Source organism: Mycolicibacterium chlorophenolicum, assembly GCF_001044235.1.
Classification (GTDB): Bacteria; Actinomycetota; Actinomycetes; order Mycobacteriales; family Mycobacteriaceae; genus Mycobacterium; species Mycobacterium chlorophenolicum.
Genome location: NZ_JYNL01000009.1, coordinates 253,089 through 270,771, shown reverse-complemented (window position 1 = coordinate 270,771; position 17,683 = coordinate 253,089). Strand labels below are relative to the sequence as shown.

Sequence of the window (17,683 nt, the reverse complement as noted above, 5' to 3'; positions counted from 1 at the left end):
ACGGGTATTGGGCTCCGCCCAATGTGCCATACCTGAATTATGCTGTAATGGAACGGTTCTCAACCCCCACGTCCGCTCACGGTTCCGCCGTGCGCTTACAGCCAAATCTACTGTATTGCAACGGGTTACGGAGGCAACACTGTGCGCCGGCTGCGCCGCGCCCATACCCTCACCCATGACTACATCCTATCAGTGTTTGCTAGGACTATCACCGATCCACACTGCTATCGGGGTGCCGGCTCACGCCGGCCCCCTCCCCCCACCATGACACACACCCACCAACCCACCGCCACCCACCGGGCTACGCCCTAAAACAAGGCACGGCGCGTCCCTTGATTACGCGGTAACTGACCGAGCGCTCATCGACATACTGAAAGAGGATGCGGTCGGAATTATCCTCCTGGCACCAAAGTTCTTCTCCCCGGTTGCCGTAGTTCGTCACCTCTTGCTCATCCTCGGAGTAATCGAACTCCCAGTCGTCGGGCACTTCGAACTCTGCCGTGTAGTTCACTGTCTCAGTAACTTCGAGCCAGATCTTCATATCAAGCTCCCCTCTCGATAACCGGTACACAATGCCGGTCTCCGTCGGTACCCCCGGTCCAACGCACCGGAGGTACCGACGACCCCACACCAGAGGGTCATGCCCTCCGGCAGCTCGCGTCACAGCACCAACTCGCCCCAACGCTCACTTCGCACCACCTCACGGTTCCAACACAGGCAGTCACGAATGTGCTCATAACAATCAGTGCACGAACGGCACTGACCGCAGTAACCCTGCTCGTCGACCTCCCCCCACCAACACAGATCGCAATGCCCACCAGCCACACCACCACCAACAGACGACGACCCCACCTGGCACACGCCGCCTAGATAGTCCTCATTGCTGTGCCACATCCCGGACTCCGCGTCCCACCGGCCCAAGCTCTCGTTGATCACGTAGGAGTTTCGCTGGTAACGCGGGTCGGCAGTCAGGATCACCAGCTTGTTGGCCCTCCCACACCACCGTGACAGCGCATCGTGCGCGCGGCGGCGATCAAGACGGCGAAACCGGGTCGGCAGAATCTCGTCAGCGAACTTCCGACTATCCGAGCGGTCATCCCCCTTAGCCGGGTGCGCCTCCGTGGGCAGGATGCCGTTGTGCGCGACCACGGTCAACTCCGAGCCACCCACCACGAAGGGATGCACGTTCGGGAGGTTCACGCTGCCGTGCGTGGCCCACCGACTGTGGAACAGCGCAGGACCTGCCGGGTGCCGTTCCCGCGCCGCCACGAACGACTCCAGGGCCTCTGCCAAGTCCAGCGACTTGCCCACGACGACCCGGTCTGTCTCAACGATGGCCCAGCCATGACCGTGTGGGTTGTTAATCCCCCCGTTCCACAGGCCGTTTACGTCGACGGTGGCCTCCGGGGGCAGAAAACTTAAAATGCACATGAAATTGTGTTCCTTTGCGAATTGCGACGGACTTGGCTTAAACGGGAGAACTTGCGAACGACGAGCGCTTGAGCGCAATTAGTTTCAGGACGCAAATTCGATTTCGGCGGACAGGTTCGGGTAATTCCGTGTTTCGAGCCACTCCGCGAAATGACTCCACGTGAGCGCGCCACCACCGAGCACGTCGCTCATCCGCAGATCTTGCGTGTATTGCACGCTCGCGTCGGCGAATTCCAAAGCAGCGAGGAATTCCCGGGCGTCCAACGTCGCTGCAAAAAATCGCAGCTCGAACGTCTTCTCATTCCTGCAATTGACTGCCACGTATCGCGCTCCGTTGTCCACCTCAGTCGCCTTGCGCGCCAGCTCGCCAGGCATCGGTGCGGTGAACGACGCCCACTTGTCCGACTCCCGCCTGGCCAACAGCGTCAGGTCATCGACGTTGCGGTACATGAACAGCAGCCACATCATCTGGTGCGCGCACGACTGCCTCCCGTGTCGCCGAAATGCGTTGCGGGACACGTGGATGTGCAGGCCGTATTCGTCGCCGACATCGCAGCCCTGTGCACGTAGACCGGCGAGCAGATTCTCGAACGGGTACTGGCGCGCCCAGGCCAGCGTCATCGGATGGGTGACGATCTCGACGCCATCGATCGACCCGTCATGCTTCATGTACAGGTGGTCCTCGCTCGGGTCGTAGGTCTGGACCACATCGACGATTCGCGACTCCTGGCCGCCTACCTCAAGTTCGACCCCGAACAACACCTCGCCGGGATAGTTCCCCTTGGGCCGAAAAGATGGCGGCCGGTAGTCGTAGGGTCGGACGTCGTCGGACACTTCAGCGCAGTTATTGCACGATGAGCAGTCATCGCAGAACACGGCCGAACAGCTGTCACAGCACCAGCCGAACTGCTCATAATCGAACTCGTCATCGCAGGCGTCGCAGTACCGTAGATCGGTTTCGGTGAGCGTTGATGGCATGAGAAATGCACCCCTCTCAATGGGTGGTCGGGGTCTGCCGGGAATGGTTGACCCTCGCCATTCATTCTATCAATTACCTACGACAAGTGAGTGCCGAAACGAACTGTCTCCCGAGGCTTTTCACCGAAATAGCCTGCACCCCACCCTGCACCGAGCAGGGTGGGGTGCAGGCGCGACCGACTCACGCACCCGCACGACGCGGTGTGCGAGGACCGCCGGCCGGCGCCGGCCCATCCCCCTACCCACAGAGCAGACGGGGGACCGACGCCGACCCGGCGGTTGGCGCCCGGTCAGGCGGCCGCGGCGCCGCCGGTGTCGGCTCGCACGGTCTCGGCGATCGCGGCGTCGACTTCCGCGAGCTCGGCTCGCGCCGCCAGCAGGTCGGCGGGCTCGGACAGGTCGACGTCCTCGGCGGTGGTGCGCGCGTCCTGGGCACGGTGTTGCCACTGCGCCATGCTCGCCGCTGTGTCGGCGCGTTCGGCATCTACGCCACCGGTCCATGCGGCCACCCACCCCGAGACCCAGCCGGCGACCGCTGCTGCGCCTCGCCGCCGCACCTTGCCCGGCAGCGCTTCGCTCCACATGGTGCGGTAGTCAAACAGCAGCTCCAGGCGTTGGCCGGGATCGGCGTCGACGATGCGCACCGACACTCGATCGTGTCGCCACTCCCCCCGCGCGGCCCTCCAGCCGAGCGACGCTCCCTCTGAGCACGCCCCTTCGGCGATCTGCGCCGCGTCGACCTCTCCTAGGCTCGGGAGGCATTCGGCGAGGTCGTCCAGGGCCGCCACGCGCCGCTCAGCGGCCGTAGCGGACGCCTCCGCACTGGCTGCCTGCGTGAGCAGCGTCCGGACATTCTGTGTGACGGTGACGTGGGCCAGTCGTAGGGTCCGCACGCGGCGCGCCAGTTCGTGCTGGCGCCGCAGCAGATCATTGCCGGCGGCGGCTGCTTTCAACTCGGCGAAGGTCAGCGTTCCGTCCCCGCCGACGTCCTCGATCTCCCGGGCCTGCCCATCGACCCGATACAGCTGCTCGAACCCACGCGACTTCCGTTCGACGGTGCCGAACATATAGGCGTCGAAGGTCCCCCGCGACACGAAACTGTAGATGTCGACGACATCGTTCTGATTGCCGTTGCGGATGGCCCGACCGTTGCGCTGCTCCCACGCCGCGGCCGTCCACGTTGGGTCGACGTGAAACAGCGCCGCCAGCCGCGATTGAATGTTGGTGCCAATGCCCACCTTTGACGTCGAGCCGATCAGGACCGCGACCCGCCCATCACGGCATCCGGCGAACAGGCCTTCACGCGCCTTGGGGGTGGTCGCCTCGTGCACGAAACGGATCTTGCCTGCCGGCACCCCCGCAGCGATCATGGCCGCCCGCAGTCGGCCATAGCTGCTCGAATCGCCCGGCTTGGGCGTTCCGAGGTCGCAGAGCACCAACTGAAAGGACCCTGGCGTCTCCGAACCCGCATACAGGCGGTCGACATTCTGGTGGTAAACCTCGGCCACCCTCTCGGCCACTTGCGCCAGCTTCGGCGCGTCCTCGTTGATACCGACCAGGTTGGGGTCCAGCGCCACCTTGCGGCCGTCCCCGCACACCACCAGCATGTTGTCCGCCCCCGGTTGCGTGCGGCCCGTCCGGAGCGCGTCAGCGCGGCAGACCAACTCGGCCATGAACGCGCGCTGTCCGGCTGTCGGCTCGCTGACTTCGGTGTGCCGGATAGCTTCGGGACGTTGCAGCCCGACACTGTCAGCTCGCACCATCGACATGAACTCCGAGAGCATCGTGCGCATCTCGGGCACATTTTGGATCACCGATGGGCGCCGCTTCGACCGGAATCCCGAACCGTCGGGGCTGGTTTCTATCAGCACTTCGTATCGCACGAATTGCGCCGCCCAGGCGTCGAAGTGAGCCAATCCTGTCTCGGACAGGCGGTCTGGCGTGAGCATGCTTTGCCAGACGAAACCCTCGGCAAGGGTGTTGGTGAACGGGGTACCGGTCATGAGGCAGGCGTGAGGCCGCTGCGGATTGGCGCGCCTGAGTAGCGACACCTTCAGGAACAGATCAAGCGCTCGCTTCGAGGAACCCAGGCTGAACCCATCGGCTCGAGTTGCTACGGGCAGTCGACGGAATTTATCTGCTTCGTCGATGATGACGTAATCCAAGCCCAGGTGCGCGAAGTTGATGGCGCTGGCGTCGTTGAACGACGAGCGTAGCCGCTCGATACGGCCCTTCAAAGATCGCACCGCCGCCGCAATCCGCTTACCGCTGCCATAGCCGACACTGCGGGTGTAGCTTTCGAGTTCTCCCAGCTGATCCTCCAACCAGGCCCGCTCCACAGTGGCCGGTACCGGAATCGATGAGAATGTCTCATGCGTCATGATGACCAGATCCCAATCCCCGGTGGCGCATCGCGCGACGAAACGGCGCCGCGCATCGCCGTGCAAGTCGGCACGCGTGACGATCAGAAACCGCCCCGAGGGCCAGGCCTGGTAGCACTGCCGTGTCGCTTGCTCTATGAGGTGCTGCGGTACGATGAACCCGACCCGGTTTGCCAACCCGAATTGTCGTAGCGTCATCGCCAAACCTATTGCCGTCAACGTCTTTCCGAGCCCGACTTCATGTGCGCAGAACGCGGCGGGCGTACTGACTGCCCGGTCGACGAAATCAGCCTGCCACGGCCATAGCTCGATACCGTCGGCCAGTCCAGGAAACGTCAGGTGGGCCCCGTCGTGCTGGCGCAACACCCGCGCATTCATGGTGTGGTTGTAGAGTTCCACGATTCGGCGTTCGCGGGCTTGGTCCTCCCACACCCAGAGCGAGAATCGCTCGCCGATAGCGGCGAGTTTTTGTTCGGCGGCCTCGGTGGCGTCGGCGTTTCGTACCTTCCGGTAAGAGCGGGATTCCGGATCGTAAACGTCATCCCACACCACCGGCGCCGCGCCGTTGAGGCCGATTTGCAACAGCTCAAATGCGTCGAGGCGGGCTGTGCAGTAAGCGATTTGGGCATCGGCGGAGATGCTTCGCCGCGTGCCGCCGGCAACCTCCCACGCCGCCAGCGGTGCGATGTGCTCGACACGCGCCCGTGCGCCGAACACCTCCGCGCAGAAATCGCTGACATCCGTGGCACTCACCCACGGCGATCCGACTTCGATCCGAATCTCCTCGCGCCCCAGCCACGGCGGTAACACCGCCTGCAACGCCGCCACGTTGCGTTCATAGTCCGCATCGATCGCTGCACCGGCCAGGGCCTCCCGCAGCTTGTCGCGGACGTTGCCGCTGAGATAGTCACGGGCGTTGACGGCCCGCCCATCGGCGGGATCGCGGTACACGAGATCCCCCAGGGCCTCGAACGCGGCCTGCGCGTCGCGCAGGCCGCACAACTGGGCAACCCGGTCGAGGTCCAATCCGCGGCCCTCGCCAAGGCAGATCGCCAACGCCTCACCCGCAGAGCCGGCACGCTCGGCCGGGCGGGGACGCTTGTTGACCCGGCGAGTCAGGATGGGCGCCGCCGCTGCCTCTCCCGTGTCTTGGTCGAAGGTCTCCAGCGCCAGAACCAAAGGGGCGTCCGGGTCAGTCCGGAACCCTCCCAGCGGAGCCACGCGCCACCCGAGCCGCGGCAACCCCGTCTCGGGGTCCGGTTTACCTTCCGTGCTCGTCCCGCGGTTGAGCACACCCCAGCGTGCCGTGTAGGCGTCGTAGAGCGCCCGGGACTGCACCCGCAGTGGTTCGATCTCGGCGTCGGGGCGGTCCCAATCGGACTCCGCCTCTACTAGCGCCACCGCGGCGTCGCGCAGCCCGATCAACGCCCGCAACTCCGCGCTTGGCCTGTTCACTGCCGACAGCTCGCCGTCGACGACGCGCACCACCTGTCCGTCGACGATGTGGAGCGATCCCTCTTTGCGCCCACAATCGTCGATTAGCCGGACGTCGGCCCACTCCTCGGCAAGTGTCCCGGCGTCCGCGTAGGGGATCAGCAGCGGCGTGACGCTCGCGAACGCAGCCGCTACGGCCGCGTCCTGATCTTCCGCGTCGACCGCCAGGGGCAGCCGGTCGAAACCGGTCAGCCGCATTGCCCCGGCCACTAACTCCGGATGTGCTGTCCAGATTCCGCTCACCCGTTCCTGGCAATACCGGCCATTCACGGTCGCAGACATCACGGTCGACTCCGCACCCCGCACTGGCAGCCACCCACGGGGAGTCGCGCCATCCTCACGCACTCGCAGCACCAGCACGTCGGCAACGACCGCGGTCCCCGACGCTGCGAAGTAGCCGGAAGGCAACCGCACCGAGGCGATCAGGTCTGCCCGCTCGCGGACTGACGCCGCTAAGCCCTCGCCGGCGTCGAGGGTATGGCGCGAGGTCACCAATACGGCGTAACCGCCGGCGCGGACCGCTGCCAGCGCGCGCAGCACGAAGTACTCGTGCAATGGCCCCCAGAAGTCAAGAGCGCCATCATGGACGCGGGCCGCCGAGAACGGCACGTTGCCGACTGCGGCGTCATATCGCCCGGACTGCAGCGCGACCTCGCGCAGATCGCCGGCGATGATGTTCGCCTGCGGCACCAACGCAGCGGCGATCCGAGCTGAGATCGGGTCGACCTCGACGCCGGTCATTGACGACACCAAATCGGGCGGGGCTTGATGCAGGAACGCACCGGCCCCGCATCCCAGGTCCAGGACTGACCCGCCCGCGAATCCTGCAGCCCGCAGCAGGTCGTAGACGTGAGCGACCAACGCCGGTGGGGTGAAGAATGACGTGTCCACGACGCGCGCCGCCTGCCCCATCAGGTCGCCGATCAGGTCGTCGAGCTCGTCGGCGAGATCCGCCCACACCCCCTCGGGGCGAGGATCGAACGCCTTGGCCAAGGGTCCCCAACCTGGGAAGCCGGCCAACACGTGGCGCTGTCGCTCGTCAGCGGCTGCGGACCCGAGGGCTGTCAGAGTGCGGATTGCGGCGATGGCACGTCGGGCTGGTGTTGCCGAACGCTCAGATGAAGCCGGATCGGTCGCAGAATGGATGGACAACACGAATGAATCCCCTCTCCATGGGATACCGGGGCCTGCCGGATGTGGTTGGCCCTACCAGACTGATATTACCCGAGACGCCCGACAGATCTGCACATTCAGGCGCGCCAATCCGATTGTGTTGCACGATTGTTGGCACGCAGCGGAGGAGCAGACGGTGGCCGCGGCGGCGGCGGCCGGCGCCGATGGTCAACCGGATTAGCCGACACCCCACCCTGCACCGAGCAGGGTGGGGTGTCGTGAAGGATGGCAGCCCACGGTGCCGCTTGCCAGGCAGCACCGCGGGCACTGACTTACGCCGATGCCGCGCCCTTGAACGCTGTCTCGGTGAAGGAGTCTGTTTTCGACGGATCGGCGCGGAACTTGGGTCCATCCGGAAAGACTGCAACCGCCGTACGGTGCACGTTGCGCAGCAACGTCAACGCCGCCTCATACCCCGCCCAATCCACCACCCGCCATTGCACCGGCCCCATGTGCACATCCACCCAGCACACCGTGCGGCGGCGCCGCTCGTCATAGCAGGCCTGGTTCACCACCGACCACTCCGGCGGCCTGGTCCACGTCACCGACACCACCGATACGCCTGGCCACTCATCCCCCCTCACCGCCTCCAACGTCGCGCTTCCTGCCGCCCCCCGTAATGCCTCCCGGACCGCCCCGAACGCCGCCAGCACGGCCGACACCTGCGCAGCTGAGGTGAAACGCATGAAGATGTCCCCCCATTGCACCGACACCACGGCCAAGTCGGTGCGGGCATCCTGCACCGACACATGCCCCGCCACTGGCCGCACCAACACCATCGTGCGTGTCACCAAACCCGCCGGAATGGGCATGCGCTCCACCACCCGCGAACCCAACACCGCGGCGGTCGCGCCCGATTGCTTAACCCTGGTCTGTGCCATAAGGAATGCACCCCTTTCGATGGGTGTTCGGAGTCTGCCGAATTGGTTGACTCTCGATCTCAATTCTACTCTGCGACACGGACAAACACGTCTTCGTGATCACCGAGCGCCGCCGCCGGTGCTCGCTCGGTGGTGGTGCTGCTGCTGCTGCTCGGTGCTGACGATCATCGAGGACAGCCTCCACCCCACCCTGCACCGAGCAGGGTGGGGTGGAGGCTGGGGTTCATTGGTTGTGCGTGCGTTCGGCGGTGCTGTCAGCGCGCCGGTATGACGACGCGGACGTCGTGGCCGGCGTCTCGGAGCCCTTGTGCGGCGCGGCCGGCGGCGGCGTAATGGACGCTGGCCGGATAGGGCTTCTGATCGCGCAGAGTGACCGCGGCCGCGGCGCGTCGAGCCCGGGTTCCGGCGTCCCCACCGCCCATCAGAACGGCTTTGATGTTCCCGACATCGACGACGCGAACGTTGGCGGCCTCGGCGGCGATGAAGTCCTCAACGGCCTGTAACTCTGCGAGCACGCGGCTGAGGGGCTTCTTTCCTTGCTCACCTAGCAGATAGGTCTTCTCGTTGAGGCCGAATAGCAGCGCCGCTTCCTTGCCTGACAACCCAACCGCGCGGCGACGCACTAGCAGGTCGGCGCGGCGACTACCGCGGTGGACCTCTACAGTCCGACCTTGCCGTTGCAACTCACAGGCCACTCGTCCAACGGCGTTGTGCTGCAGCCCCACTGGGTACGGCACCCCATCACGGCGAGTCTTCGCCAGGGGGAAGACTGCTTCGAAGGACGCCTGGTCGGGCACGGCCTCTAACACGACGACCCCGGCCGCGGGGACCGCCGCGGCTAACTGATCGGCCAAGCCCGTGACAAAGGCATTCATCGCGGTGAGTTCGGCGACCAGGTGTGCTTGTACGTCCTTGGTGTCGGCCTCACGGGCTTTGTAATTCTCCCCGTCGACACGCACGACCGTGGTCAGCTCGTGGATGGACAGCCCCACTGCATTACGTGCGGCCGCGAGGTCCGCACCGCTGTACCAGCTGTTGACGAGCTGCTCCACAACGGAGTCGCCCAACTCCGCCGAGCGGGCTGCCGTCACGATGGCATCGTCGTTGTCCACAGCTTCACCGTACTGACGGCGCCTAGCGGACGACCGATTCGGGCACCCCACCACCCCGAGGTGGTTGGCACCGGTGTCTCGGCGTAGAAGTCCAACGCTCATCGCAGGTAGCTCCCTTCCGTGGAGATTCGGGTCCGCCAGGGGTGGTGGTGCCCGCACTGCTTGGTTCTGCTGAGACGCCTTTCGGCTCCGAGCATGTTCCGCGCGTACTCTCAGCCTATCAGCGTCGCGACGCGATCAGGTGTATTCGCGCAGCCGCGGTAGCGCGAAAGCTAGTCGGTCGAAGAGGTCCGGCCACCCCCTTTGCAGCCACGCCACGTGCCCGTTGGACAGTTTCGAGGCGTCGATGATGGAGTCGACCCGGATTTGGGCGTCCGGCATCCCCAACCTGGCGAATTTCTCGTACAGCGGGTTCGGCTCGATACTGCGCGCGGCCAGATACCCGAACACCTGGGCTCTCTGCCAGTCCCAGATCGGCCCGTAGGTCACGGTGCCATCAGCGCGTTCGATGACTCCACCCAACGACGCGCGAGCCGCCCCACGCCCGAGATCAGGATGGCGGGCGCTGCGGGCCGCCAGTTGCTGCCGATACAGGGCCCGCCGCCCTGAGGATTCCTCGGCGCGCACACCCCACAGTGCGCCCGGCCCGTGCAACCGATGCGCCTGCGCCGCAGGCCCTTTGATCATCAAGTCTGCGAGCTCAACACCACCGAGGCGACGGTCCGGCGCGTCATGGTCAAACCCGCCGAGAGCAATCAAGACGGTCAGAAGATCTGGTTCTGCGGCGATCACGTGGTAGTTCAGGCGCCACTGCAGGGCCCGGTCTTCGAGGTACTGATAGGTCTCGGGGAACTGCAAGCCACTGTCGAAGAACACCACCGGTACGTGCGGGTCGACCTGGCGCGCTAAATCGACGACGACAGTGGAATCCTTGCCGCCGCTCCAGGAGACGTAGCCGTCGTGATCGTCGAGGTGTTCGGCGACCCGATCCAGCAGGCCCGGAAGTGCCGTCGCTGTCCGGCGGCGGCCGGCGATCGCCCTCAACTGCTGCAGATCCAGCCCCGGCTGCGACGCTGTCACCGGCGATCGGCCAATGTGATCGAGCGGCGTGGGAACAGGCGCTTCAGATACGCCTCGACGTGACCAAGTGCCTCGGGGCCTTCAAGGATCGACACCTCGGTGGTGGTGTCATCCCACCACCACCACCGGCCACGGTCCATGAAACCGAAGGGTGGCGGGACCTCGATGTTGGTGTAGGCACGGGCGAACGCCCGGGCGGATCCGACGACGAACCACCAGTCCTGCCCACCGAAGGTCAGGGAACCATCCGGGTCGGCAAGTGGACGGAGTCGACGGGGCAGCACCACTCGGGCAGTGCACGTCGACTCGGTCACCGGACGCCGGCGGCGTGGCCCAGGGCGGTAGTGGCCGTTGCGACCGGGTTCGTCGACACCGATCTGTGAACGGTTCGGGTGCACCACCCACTTCTTCGCCGTCATCACCGCTCCCTTAGTTGCACGACGAGGCGCTCACCGAATCCGCGCGGCCGAGTCTGGTACGTAACGAACTCCGCCGATACCACCTCATACGATGTGCCCCGAGGCAGAACGTGCGTGGTGTCCGTGCCGCTGCCGGACTGGCCGAGATACATCCCCCGGCTGGTCACGAGCTCGAACATCACGTATCGGTAGCTGTCGTGGCCCGGGGCCTCGCTCAGGTCGTGTCGAGCCAGGGTGAACTGATCGAACTCGAGTACCGCTCCCGGCCGCAGATTGGGCGGCATGTCCTCGACTCTGATCACGTTGGGCTGGTTGTCCGGCAATTTCACGGCAACGTACACCTTGTGCATCCGGTCGTTACGGCGTTCATAGGACTGGATGAGACGGTCCAGACGCTGCACCGTCGCCCGGTCACCGTCATCGAGGGTTTGCACGTCACCAGCACCCCGATGCAACGCGGCATTCACCCGGTTCCACTTGCCGGCGTCCTCGTCGATGAGCAACTCACGCGCCGCGACCCGCTGCGACTCGGGCGCGGCGGCCAGGACCTCGTTCTTCACCGCGGAACGCACTTTGCGCTGCCGACCGCTGACGGATCGCCGGAACTCGGCCGGAGGAGGGAGGGCTCTGCGTAGCCGGTCGGAGTCGACGTGGCTGGCGTCTCGAGGTGAGGCGCGATCGCGATCACGCCTGGCCCGGGTGAGCGACCTATCGGAGTCCCGCGCCTCGTCGATGATCCGATTGGCCAACCGCCGGAAGTCCCGGTCGCTCATCGCCGATTCGGCGACCTCGCGGGCTGTCTTGATGTCGCGTGCGGTGATCGCGCCGCCCTCGATGTCGAGGACCACCCGTTCCCGGTTGGGTCGCGCCGATCTAGCCCCCACCCCCGGAGTGTATGAGCCAGCACGTCACGGCCCGCGCATTGACAGCCGTGCTCGGGCGAAAAACGCGGGAGGGGCGGCCCCGAACCGATCAATCGGTCCGACGCCGCCCCTGGGCAAGCCTTCACCCAACCCTTGCACGTGTTTCGTGTCGCCAGTATATGACAGCCCGCGTCCACATCGGTCGTAGTCTTGCGGCCACGATGCTCACCGATCCTGCCGCTGCTGCCTGGCGAGCTGCCGGCACCCCTGGCATCCAGGTGGCCGGCCCCGGCAGATGTGGCCGCTGCGGTGACGACGGCCCGACGACAGCCAGTTCGCGCATCATCTCCAACCGATTCACCGACTTCGACACCTGGCCCTATGGCTCACGCCGTCTGTGCGCAGCATGCGCCTGGGCCTACAGCCGCCGGCCCACTTCCCAACCCACGATGCTCATCACCGCCAACGGTGTCACCGAATACCCCACGACCTCTCCCATCGCCGAGTTCCTCGCCGCCGGCGCACTGAGCGACACCGCATCCGCGGTCGTCCCCACCACTCGCCGCCGGCACATCCTGCCCACGGCCCAATGGGCACACCTGGCCACCGACGGACTCGTCATGCGCTGGGATGACGCCGCGGCGAAGCGCCTGCGGTCGATCCGAATGCTGCGCCTCGACCTCGGATTCACCTGGCCGCAATTGAGCAACCCCGCTCCTCCGGCCAAGGCCCTCAAAGCCCAACCATCACACACCTGGCCGCAGCTTCTGGCCGCGTGGAGCGACGTTCAACCCTGGCGGCGCATACCACCACTGTGGGCGTGCGCACGCCTGCTCACCGCCCCCGTCACATCCGACACCCCCACAGCGGCGTCTCCACGGCGTGGCGACGACCAGTCGTTACTGTGACGCTCATGACGACGCCGACACCCACCCAGGTGTGGCGGGCCACTGTTCCCGAACTTCCGCCGCTGGTCGACGAGGCCGGCGACACCGGGACCACTACCGCCCGCGCGGCCGACACAGCTGAACGACTCCTGCTTCTGCTGCACTACAGCATCGACTGGGAGTCCAGTTGGGTCGCCGATCCGAAGCACCGCAAAACCTACTGGGATGAGCTGCTGCCCGGCCGCGTCCGCCGTGCCGCCTACCGCGCCGACACGCTGGATCGCTGGTGGTCGGAGGTTGCCGGACAACTCGGCGCGCCGGCGCCGCGACACCGCGACCGCCGGCTCGAACTCGCCACCCTGCTTCGCGAACCGGCCGTACCGGTCATCACCGTGTTGCGCGATAGCCTGCCCGCACTACTCCTAAGGGTCCGGATTATCGCTGAAGCTGTTGCAGCACAACGCATGAATGGCTCCAGCGCGACGGATGCCGCCGGCCCCGACGGACCAGCATGACGCTATCGACCATTCGTTGGGACGTCGACATCGTCGCCCAGTCATCGATCGTGCACCGCGACGAGTACACGTCCGTCGGTAGTGACACCTTCACGCTGTTTCGCCGCGAGAAGGTCATCGGACCCGACGGCCAGATCATGCAGATTCCCCTCATTTCGGGAAGCAGCTTCCGAGGAGTCCTGCGCCGCATCGGGGAAGCCCTGACCGCCGACGTGCTCGGCTATGAAGACATCGCACTACCGGTGCCCGCCGCCCATCTGCTCACCAACGGAGGCCGCCTCGCCAAGTCGGCGCACCCACTCACCGACGAAGAAGAACGCCACCTCAAAACGCTGCTCCCGCAGATCGCGGTCTTCGGCGGAGCCGCCTCCGGACGCGTCATGTCCGGACTGCTGTCGGTAAGCAAGGTTCTCCCCGAGGTCGCCGAACTGGCTCACCTGCTACCCCGACCGCCGCACTCGACGCCTCTGCTCCCGGCCGTGCTCAGCGTCGCCGACGAATCCTTCACCCACCTGCCCGACCACCGGCCCACGACCGGGAGCGCCCCACGTACCGACCATGCTGACGGCAGCCCGCTCGGCAGGTTCGCCGTAGAGACGCTGCCGGCCGGCACCCGTCTACAGACGTGGGCTCGACTGGACAACGCCACTGAGCATCAGGCGGCGTTCTTCGACAACGTCCTGGCCACCTTCGCCACACACGGCCACCTCGGCGGCCGAAGCGCCGCAGGCCACGGACAGGTCACCGCCACCCTCACTGCCACCGCCCTACGCGGCAACCTCCCCCGCGCCACCGTGGACTGGGCAGACCAGTTGAGCAACGACCGCGACGCAGCCATCGCCGCGTTGACCCGACTCAGCTGACGTGCACGAGCCCCTCCTCATCACGGCAACCACGCCACACGGGATCGTGCTGTCTCGGCCCCACGGCATCGCCTTGGACGGTCTGCTGGCATCGGTTCTATGGCATCGCCACAAATGGGCCGCCCGCGCCGAAGGCAGGCACGTGTCCTCCTCGCCCCCCGATGACCCCGACGTCATCGCCTTACCGCTGGCCACCTGCGGCGACCCCACCGTCGACGCCGATTGGCATTGGATGGCCACGTTCTCAGACCAACAACCCCTCCGCGTCGACGCCGCCGAACCGGACATCCGCTGGCGGTTCTCCCGCACCGACCGAGCCCGACTACAACACCTCAGCCCAGTCATCGGCCGCGGAATAGTTCACGACAGCATCGGCCGCTACCAACGCCGCGTCGTACCCGTCATGGCCACCCCCACCACCTCCCTGACCTGGCGGGCCGTCGGAGACGGCAACCAGATCCGCGACCTACTCTCCGACCTGACGGCGATCGGGAAGCACCGCGGAGTGGGAGAGGGCATCGTGACCCACTGGGAGGTCACCTCAACCCCCGAGGTGACCGACTGGTCGGCAGCCCACGAACACGAACCCGGCGTCCTCGGCCGACCGACTCCCCAACGCTGCCTCACCGACCATCACACCCTTACCGGACCTGCCGGCTCCCACGCCATCCGGCCGCCATACCTGCATCCCACCAGCCGCGTCTCACCGACGTACCAACCTCATCGCTAGCTGGGCGCACCGGCCACCACTGATCCCACAATCGGCCATGACCGCCGCCATTCCGCATTAGGTCCAGCGTCATCACACACGTCCATCCCAAAAAGTTCCCTCCCCATCGTGTCGATACGCCAGGGGCGGTTGCAGCGCCGGACATACTCGGTCGCCAAGCGAAGGCCGTCCCATCACCGTGCGGCCCCTCGACTCGCTCACCTGAAGGAATGGCTACGCCCCATGACTGACCATCCTCGCCAGCTCGACAGAATCGCCGAAAAGAACGGCTGGACAGTCACTCCCGGCTGCTCCGCGTTCCACGGTGGACAACGACCGAACGGCGACCAGATAGTCGCATACGAACGATTCGCGACTCAGATCCTCGTCGAATGGACACCGCAGGGCGGCGCCGCCTCAGTCGTGAAAAACCCTCACAACGCGAACGAGATACGCACGCAGGGTGCGGTGGGCCTGCTCGACGTCCAAACGTGGTTGCAGGAGCCGCTGTAGAGCAACGGCCCGCACGCGAAAGCTCCTGCCCCGCAATCCCAATTTAGCCGCCAAGCCGCACTTCACCAGTCGAGAAAGAGACTCCCATGCCGAATTACCCACGCGACGACGACTACGACATCGACCTCATGTCCTCCGGAAACGGATGGCTGGGCACCTTCGCCACCACGGTCCGCACCACAGCGACCGACATCCTCAGCGACGGCCGCGAATGGGGTCCCGTGTCGATCACTACGAGCGAGCCCACCACGCCGATCATCGGTACCCTGCTCGCCGCAGACGGCGAGACCCTGACCGTATTGATCGACGGCGAGGACGATCCACGCCCCATCCCCATCGACACCGTTCTGAGATTCCGCGCCTAGCCATCTCTCAGATCGGGCTCGACGACGCAACTACTTACGCCGTCGGCTATCGCGTCAAGCCGCCGGCGGAACTCACGTCTGTGGCAACGGCAGATTCGGCGAGCGTGCGCAGCACCGTCGCGACGCTCTGCATTTCGGTGCGGATCTTGTCACGCGTCTGCTGGTCGCGGCAGGCGTCGCAGAGTCGAGCGGAACCCGCTTCAAGTTCATCGGCTAGCCGCCGATACGCGTCCGCGGCGTCGGCCACGGTCAGGTTCTGGGGCGGCAGCAGGGCCGCGACAACTTCCAGCCCCGGTATATCTAGCGTTTCCAGCGTGGCTGATCCGTCGTCGCCACCGACCTCCGTGTGGTTGACCGGCTTGCCGAAGGCGCTGCTTGACGCGTCCCCCCTGGCCGGCGATCCATCGGCCACATCAGCAATGAGTCGAACGTGCCAGGCCCCGGCAACGGTGAGCAACCGGGCCCAACGGTCAAGTTTGGACGCCAGCGCGTGTAGCCGGTTCTCGGCGTCGATCCGGTCGGTTCGCCTCGACTCTCCTGCCAGATTGCGCCACCCGTAGGAGTACGCGCTCATCTCCTCGGCAATACGCCTCAACATCGTTGCGCCACGCGCAAATTCATACGGCTCGCCATCAGGGGCTTGGTGGGCGTGCGGTGGCAACAGGCTGTCAATGGTCGATGCCTTCCACCCTTGGTAGCGCGACCCGATCATGGCGTCCGGAGCGGGGAAGGTGCCGGCCCGGATACGTCCGTTGACGGTGTTGACCGAGACCTGCATCAGGTCGGCGATGTCGGTAACTGACAGGAAGCGCTCCACACCAGCCAGTGTGCCACATTCGAGTGTAAATACGAATGTGTGCGGTCGAATCGACCCTCCGGCGATCTCTGAGCCGCAGCGTTATCGCACGTGTCGCGAATACATGGCCAGGATCTCCGGGTGTGGCTCGATGAGTTCGGGGTCGTCGAGCGCTACCAAGGTGTCGACTCCGTGATAGTGATCGTCGTCGGTTCCCAGCTGCCCGAGTACGGCTTCACCATTGCGAATGGACCGGATCCGGAACAGGCTGGGATTACCGCCGACCTCGTACTCGTGCTTCAGCTGGACGAGATCTCCGCGGGTGAACTTGGTGGCCATCGCTACCGCACCCCGGGGACGTCAGCTTCGGGCCACCTGGCTCGAATGCCCTGTTTGGCCGTGTCGTCGAGGTGGGCGCACCACCCTTGCGTCAGCGGGTTGTAGAAGGGCCAGTCGGCGCGGGTGTGCGCCACGACGGCCCATCCGCGGCCGATGTTGTCCGAATCGGTCGACACCACGCGAAATCCCATGCGCCCCAGTTCGTGGACGAGCCGATCCTCAGTGGTCTCACTCGCCGGGATGGTGACGGGGGCGACGATGTGGCGGTTGGGGTCGTTGTCGTCCCAGTGGACGACGATCTGGCGGTTGGCCCCGTCGTAGGCGATGGTGCAACGGTAGAGCGACATGTCTTGATGCAACCTTTCGAAGTGCGAGATCTCGACTGCAGCGGCGCGAACGTACTGTGTGGCTACGGCTTTCAGGGCCACCGACGCATCCGCACGCGAGCTGGGTGTGTCAGGGGCGCGGGTAGACGGCGGTGTACCAGTTCGTGCAAAGTTCCATCCACAGCCCGTTGGCTTCGAGAGCCTTTTCGAGTTCGTCGTGCAGCGCGTACTGCTCGTAGTCGAGATTGAACGCGCCGGCGTGGTTACCGCCGTCGTGGGTGACGAGCAGCAGGGAGGTGCGCCCGTACAGCTCTCCCCTGTCGACCCATTCTTCGGGCGTGTAGAAGCGCCCCCCGCCGCCGTGATCCTGGATGCCCCTGTCGTGCAGGAAGCTGCGAATCACCTCGGCTGCTCGGACGCCGAGTGGGGAGAGTCCGTGGGGGATCGGCCAGGTCGCGTCGTCTGATTGCATGCCGTCATGGTCATCGTGATCCCGGTGCCCGACGTCGACCGACACGTTTGGATGATCTGTTTCTCCGAACCGGTCGAGGTGGTCTT

The 17,683-nt window shown here is 65.5% G+C and carries 19 protein-coding genes; 6 read left to right on the top strand and 13 right to left on the bottom strand.

Features of this window, described 5'->3' with window-relative positions; genetic code table 11:
• Positions 1 to 301: 301 nt before the first annotated feature.
• From MCHLDSM_RS05555 to MCHLDSM_RS05515, 9 genes are all read right to left on the bottom strand, one after another.
• Positions 302 to 541, bottom strand: a complete 240-nt coding sequence (locus MCHLDSM_RS05555; RefSeq protein ID WP_048469200.1) for a hypothetical protein — start codon at positions 539 to 541, stop codon at positions 302 to 304.
• Positions 542 to 660: 119 nt separating this feature from the next.
• Positions 661 to 1,431, bottom strand: a complete 771-nt coding sequence (locus MCHLDSM_RS05550) for a class II glutamine amidotransferase domain-containing protein (protein ID WP_060937636.1) — start codon at positions 1,429 to 1,431, stop codon at positions 661 to 663.
• 84 nt (positions 1,432 to 1,515) lie between these two features.
• On the bottom strand, positions 1,516 to 2,409 hold the full coding sequence (locus MCHLDSM_RS05545) for an amidoligase enzyme (RefSeq protein ID WP_082168732.1): 894 nt from the start codon (positions 2,407 to 2,409) through the stop codon (positions 1,516 to 1,518).
• A gap of 290 nt (positions 2,410 to 2,699) precedes the next feature.
• Positions 2,700 to 7,277, bottom strand: a complete 4,578-nt coding sequence (locus tag MCHLDSM_RS05540) for a helicase-like domain-containing protein (protein WP_201780358.1) — start codon at positions 7,275 to 7,277, stop codon at positions 2,700 to 2,702.
• A gap of 452 nt (positions 7,278 to 7,729) precedes the next feature.
• Positions 7,730 to 8,338, bottom strand: a complete 609-nt coding sequence (locus MCHLDSM_RS05535) for a hypothetical protein (RefSeq protein WP_234713884.1) — start codon at positions 8,336 to 8,338, stop codon at positions 7,730 to 7,732.
• A gap of 254 nt (positions 8,339 to 8,592) precedes the next feature.
• Positions 8,593 to 9,450 (bottom strand): hypothetical protein, encoded by an 858-nt coding sequence (locus tag MCHLDSM_RS05530; protein WP_053082906.1) that lies wholly within the window; start codon positions 9,448 to 9,450, stop codon positions 8,593 to 8,595.
• Between the two features lie 237 nt (positions 9,451 to 9,687).
• The gene (locus tag MCHLDSM_RS05525; RefSeq protein ID WP_048469198.1) at positions 9,688 to 10,530 is read right to left on the bottom strand and encodes a phosphoadenosine phosphosulfate reductase domain-containing protein; all 843 of its coding nucleotides are present in this window, start codon (positions 10,528 to 10,530) and stop codon (positions 9,688 to 9,690) included.
• Positions 10,527 to 10,949, bottom strand: coding sequence for a hypothetical protein (locus MCHLDSM_RS05520; RefSeq protein ID WP_048469197.1), 423 nt, complete (start codon positions 10,947 to 10,949; stop codon positions 10,527 to 10,529). The genes MCHLDSM_RS05525 and MCHLDSM_RS05520 overlap by 4 nt, the downstream gene beginning before the upstream one ends.
• Positions 10,949 to 11,833, bottom strand: a complete 885-nt coding sequence (locus MCHLDSM_RS05515; protein WP_048469196.1) for a hypothetical protein — start codon at positions 11,831 to 11,833, stop codon at positions 10,949 to 10,951. The genes MCHLDSM_RS05520 and MCHLDSM_RS05515 overlap by 1 nt, the downstream gene beginning before the upstream one ends.
• A gap of 200 nt (positions 11,834 to 12,033) precedes the next feature.
• Between MCHLDSM_RS05515 and MCHLDSM_RS05510 the strand changes: the two genes are divergently transcribed.
• The 6 genes from MCHLDSM_RS05510 (at position 12,034) to MCHLDSM_RS05485 (ending at position 15,664) form a co-directional block, all read left to right on the top strand.
• Entirely contained in the window at positions 12,034 to 12,720 is a 687-nt protein-coding gene (locus tag MCHLDSM_RS05510; protein WP_048469195.1) for a hypothetical protein, read from the top strand.
• Positions 12,721 to 12,725: 5 nt separating this feature from the next.
• Positions 12,726 to 13,214 (top strand): hypothetical protein, encoded by a 489-nt coding sequence (locus tag MCHLDSM_RS05505; RefSeq protein WP_048469246.1) that lies wholly within the window; start codon positions 12,726 to 12,728, stop codon positions 13,212 to 13,214.
• Complete coding sequence (locus tag MCHLDSM_RS05500) at positions 13,211 to 14,077, top strand: RAMP superfamily CRISPR-associated protein (protein WP_048469194.1); 867 nt, start codon at positions 13,211 to 13,213, stop codon at positions 14,075 to 14,077. Before MCHLDSM_RS05505 ends, MCHLDSM_RS05500 begins: the two co-directional genes overlap by 4 nt.
• Before the next feature lies 1 nt (position 14,078).
• Positions 14,079 to 14,807, top strand: coding sequence for a hypothetical protein (locus MCHLDSM_RS05495; protein ID WP_048469193.1), 729 nt, complete (start codon positions 14,079 to 14,081; stop codon positions 14,805 to 14,807).
• A gap of 222 nt (positions 14,808 to 15,029) precedes the next feature.
• Entirely contained in the window at positions 15,030 to 15,299 is a 270-nt protein-coding gene (locus MCHLDSM_RS05490; RefSeq protein ID WP_048469192.1) for a hypothetical protein, read from the top strand.
• Between the two features lie 86 nt (positions 15,300 to 15,385).
• Entirely contained in the window at positions 15,386 to 15,664 is a 279-nt protein-coding gene (locus MCHLDSM_RS05485; protein WP_048469191.1) for a hypothetical protein, read from the top strand.
• A gap of 46 nt (positions 15,665 to 15,710) precedes the next feature.
• On the opposite strand, the gene MCHLDSM_RS05480 is transcribed toward MCHLDSM_RS05485, so the two are convergent.
• The 4 genes from MCHLDSM_RS05480 to MCHLDSM_RS05465 all read right to left on the bottom strand — a co-directional run bounded on the left by MCHLDSM_RS05480 (position 15,711) and on the right by MCHLDSM_RS05465 (position 17,642).
• Positions 15,711 to 16,481, bottom strand: coding sequence for a helix-turn-helix transcriptional regulator (locus tag MCHLDSM_RS05480; protein ID WP_048469190.1), 771 nt, complete (start codon positions 16,479 to 16,481; stop codon positions 15,711 to 15,713).
• An 81-nt stretch (positions 16,482 to 16,562) separates the two neighbouring features.
• Positions 16,563 to 16,799 carry a hypothetical protein gene (locus tag MCHLDSM_RS05475; protein ID WP_048469189.1) on the bottom strand — a complete coding sequence of 79 codons (237 nt, stop codon included), beginning with the start codon at positions 16,797 to 16,799 and terminating at the stop codon, positions 16,563 to 16,565.
• A 2-nt stretch (positions 16,800 to 16,801) separates the two neighbouring features.
• Entirely contained in the window at positions 16,802 to 17,146 is a 345-nt protein-coding gene (locus MCHLDSM_RS05470; RefSeq protein WP_048469188.1) for a hypothetical protein, read from the bottom strand.
• 109 nt (positions 17,147 to 17,255) lie between these two features.
• Positions 17,256 to 17,642: a hypothetical protein gene (locus MCHLDSM_RS05465; RefSeq protein ID WP_048469187.1), complete on the bottom strand. Its 387-nt coding sequence runs from the start codon at positions 17,640 to 17,642 to the stop codon at positions 17,256 to 17,258.
• Between the last annotated feature and the right edge of the window lie 41 nt (positions 17,643 to 17,683).

Bases quoted from the DNA above. Each gene is read 5' to 3' on its own strand.
- MCHLDSM_RS05485 (WP_048469191.1), top strand. From the start codon at position 15,386: ATGCCGAATTACCCACGCGACGACGACTACGACATCGACCTCATGTCC.
- MCHLDSM_RS05545 (WP_082168732.1), bottom strand. From the start codon at position 2,409: ATGCCATCAACGCTCACCGAAACCGATCTACGGTACTGCGACGCCTGC.
- MCHLDSM_RS05555 (WP_048469200.1), bottom strand. From the start codon at position 541: ATGAAGATCTGGCTCGAAGTTACTGAGACAGTGAACTACACGGCAGAG.
- MCHLDSM_RS05490 (WP_048469192.1), top strand. From the start codon at position 15,030: ATGACTGACCATCCTCGCCAGCTCGACAGAATCGCCGAAAAGAACGGC.
- MCHLDSM_RS05475 (WP_048469189.1), bottom strand. From the start codon at position 16,799: ATGGCCACCAAGTTCACCCGCGGAGATCTCGTCCAGCTGAAGCACGAG.
- MCHLDSM_RS05510 (WP_048469195.1), top strand. From the start codon at position 12,034: ATGCTCACCGATCCTGCCGCTGCTGCCTGGCGAGCTGCCGGCACCCCT.
- MCHLDSM_RS05500 (WP_048469194.1), top strand. From the start codon at position 13,211: ATGACGCTATCGACCATTCGTTGGGACGTCGACATCGTCGCCCAGTCA.
- MCHLDSM_RS05550 (WP_060937636.1), bottom strand. From the start codon at position 1,431: ATGTGCATTTTAAGTTTTCTGCCCCCGGAGGCCACCGTCGACGTAAAC.
- MCHLDSM_RS05470 (WP_048469188.1), bottom strand. From the start codon at position 17,146: ATGTCGCTCTACCGTTGCACCATCGCCTACGACGGGGCCAACCGCCAG.
- MCHLDSM_RS05535 (WP_234713884.1), bottom strand. From the start codon at position 8,338: ATGGCACAGACCAGGGTTAAGCAATCGGGCGCGACCGCCGCGGTGTTG.
- MCHLDSM_RS05505 (WP_048469246.1), top strand. From the start codon at position 12,726: ATGACGACGCCGACACCCACCCAGGTGTGGCGGGCCACTGTTCCCGAA.
- MCHLDSM_RS05520 (WP_048469197.1), bottom strand. From the start codon at position 10,949: ATGACGGCGAAGAAGTGGGTGGTGCACCCGAACCGTTCACAGATCGGT.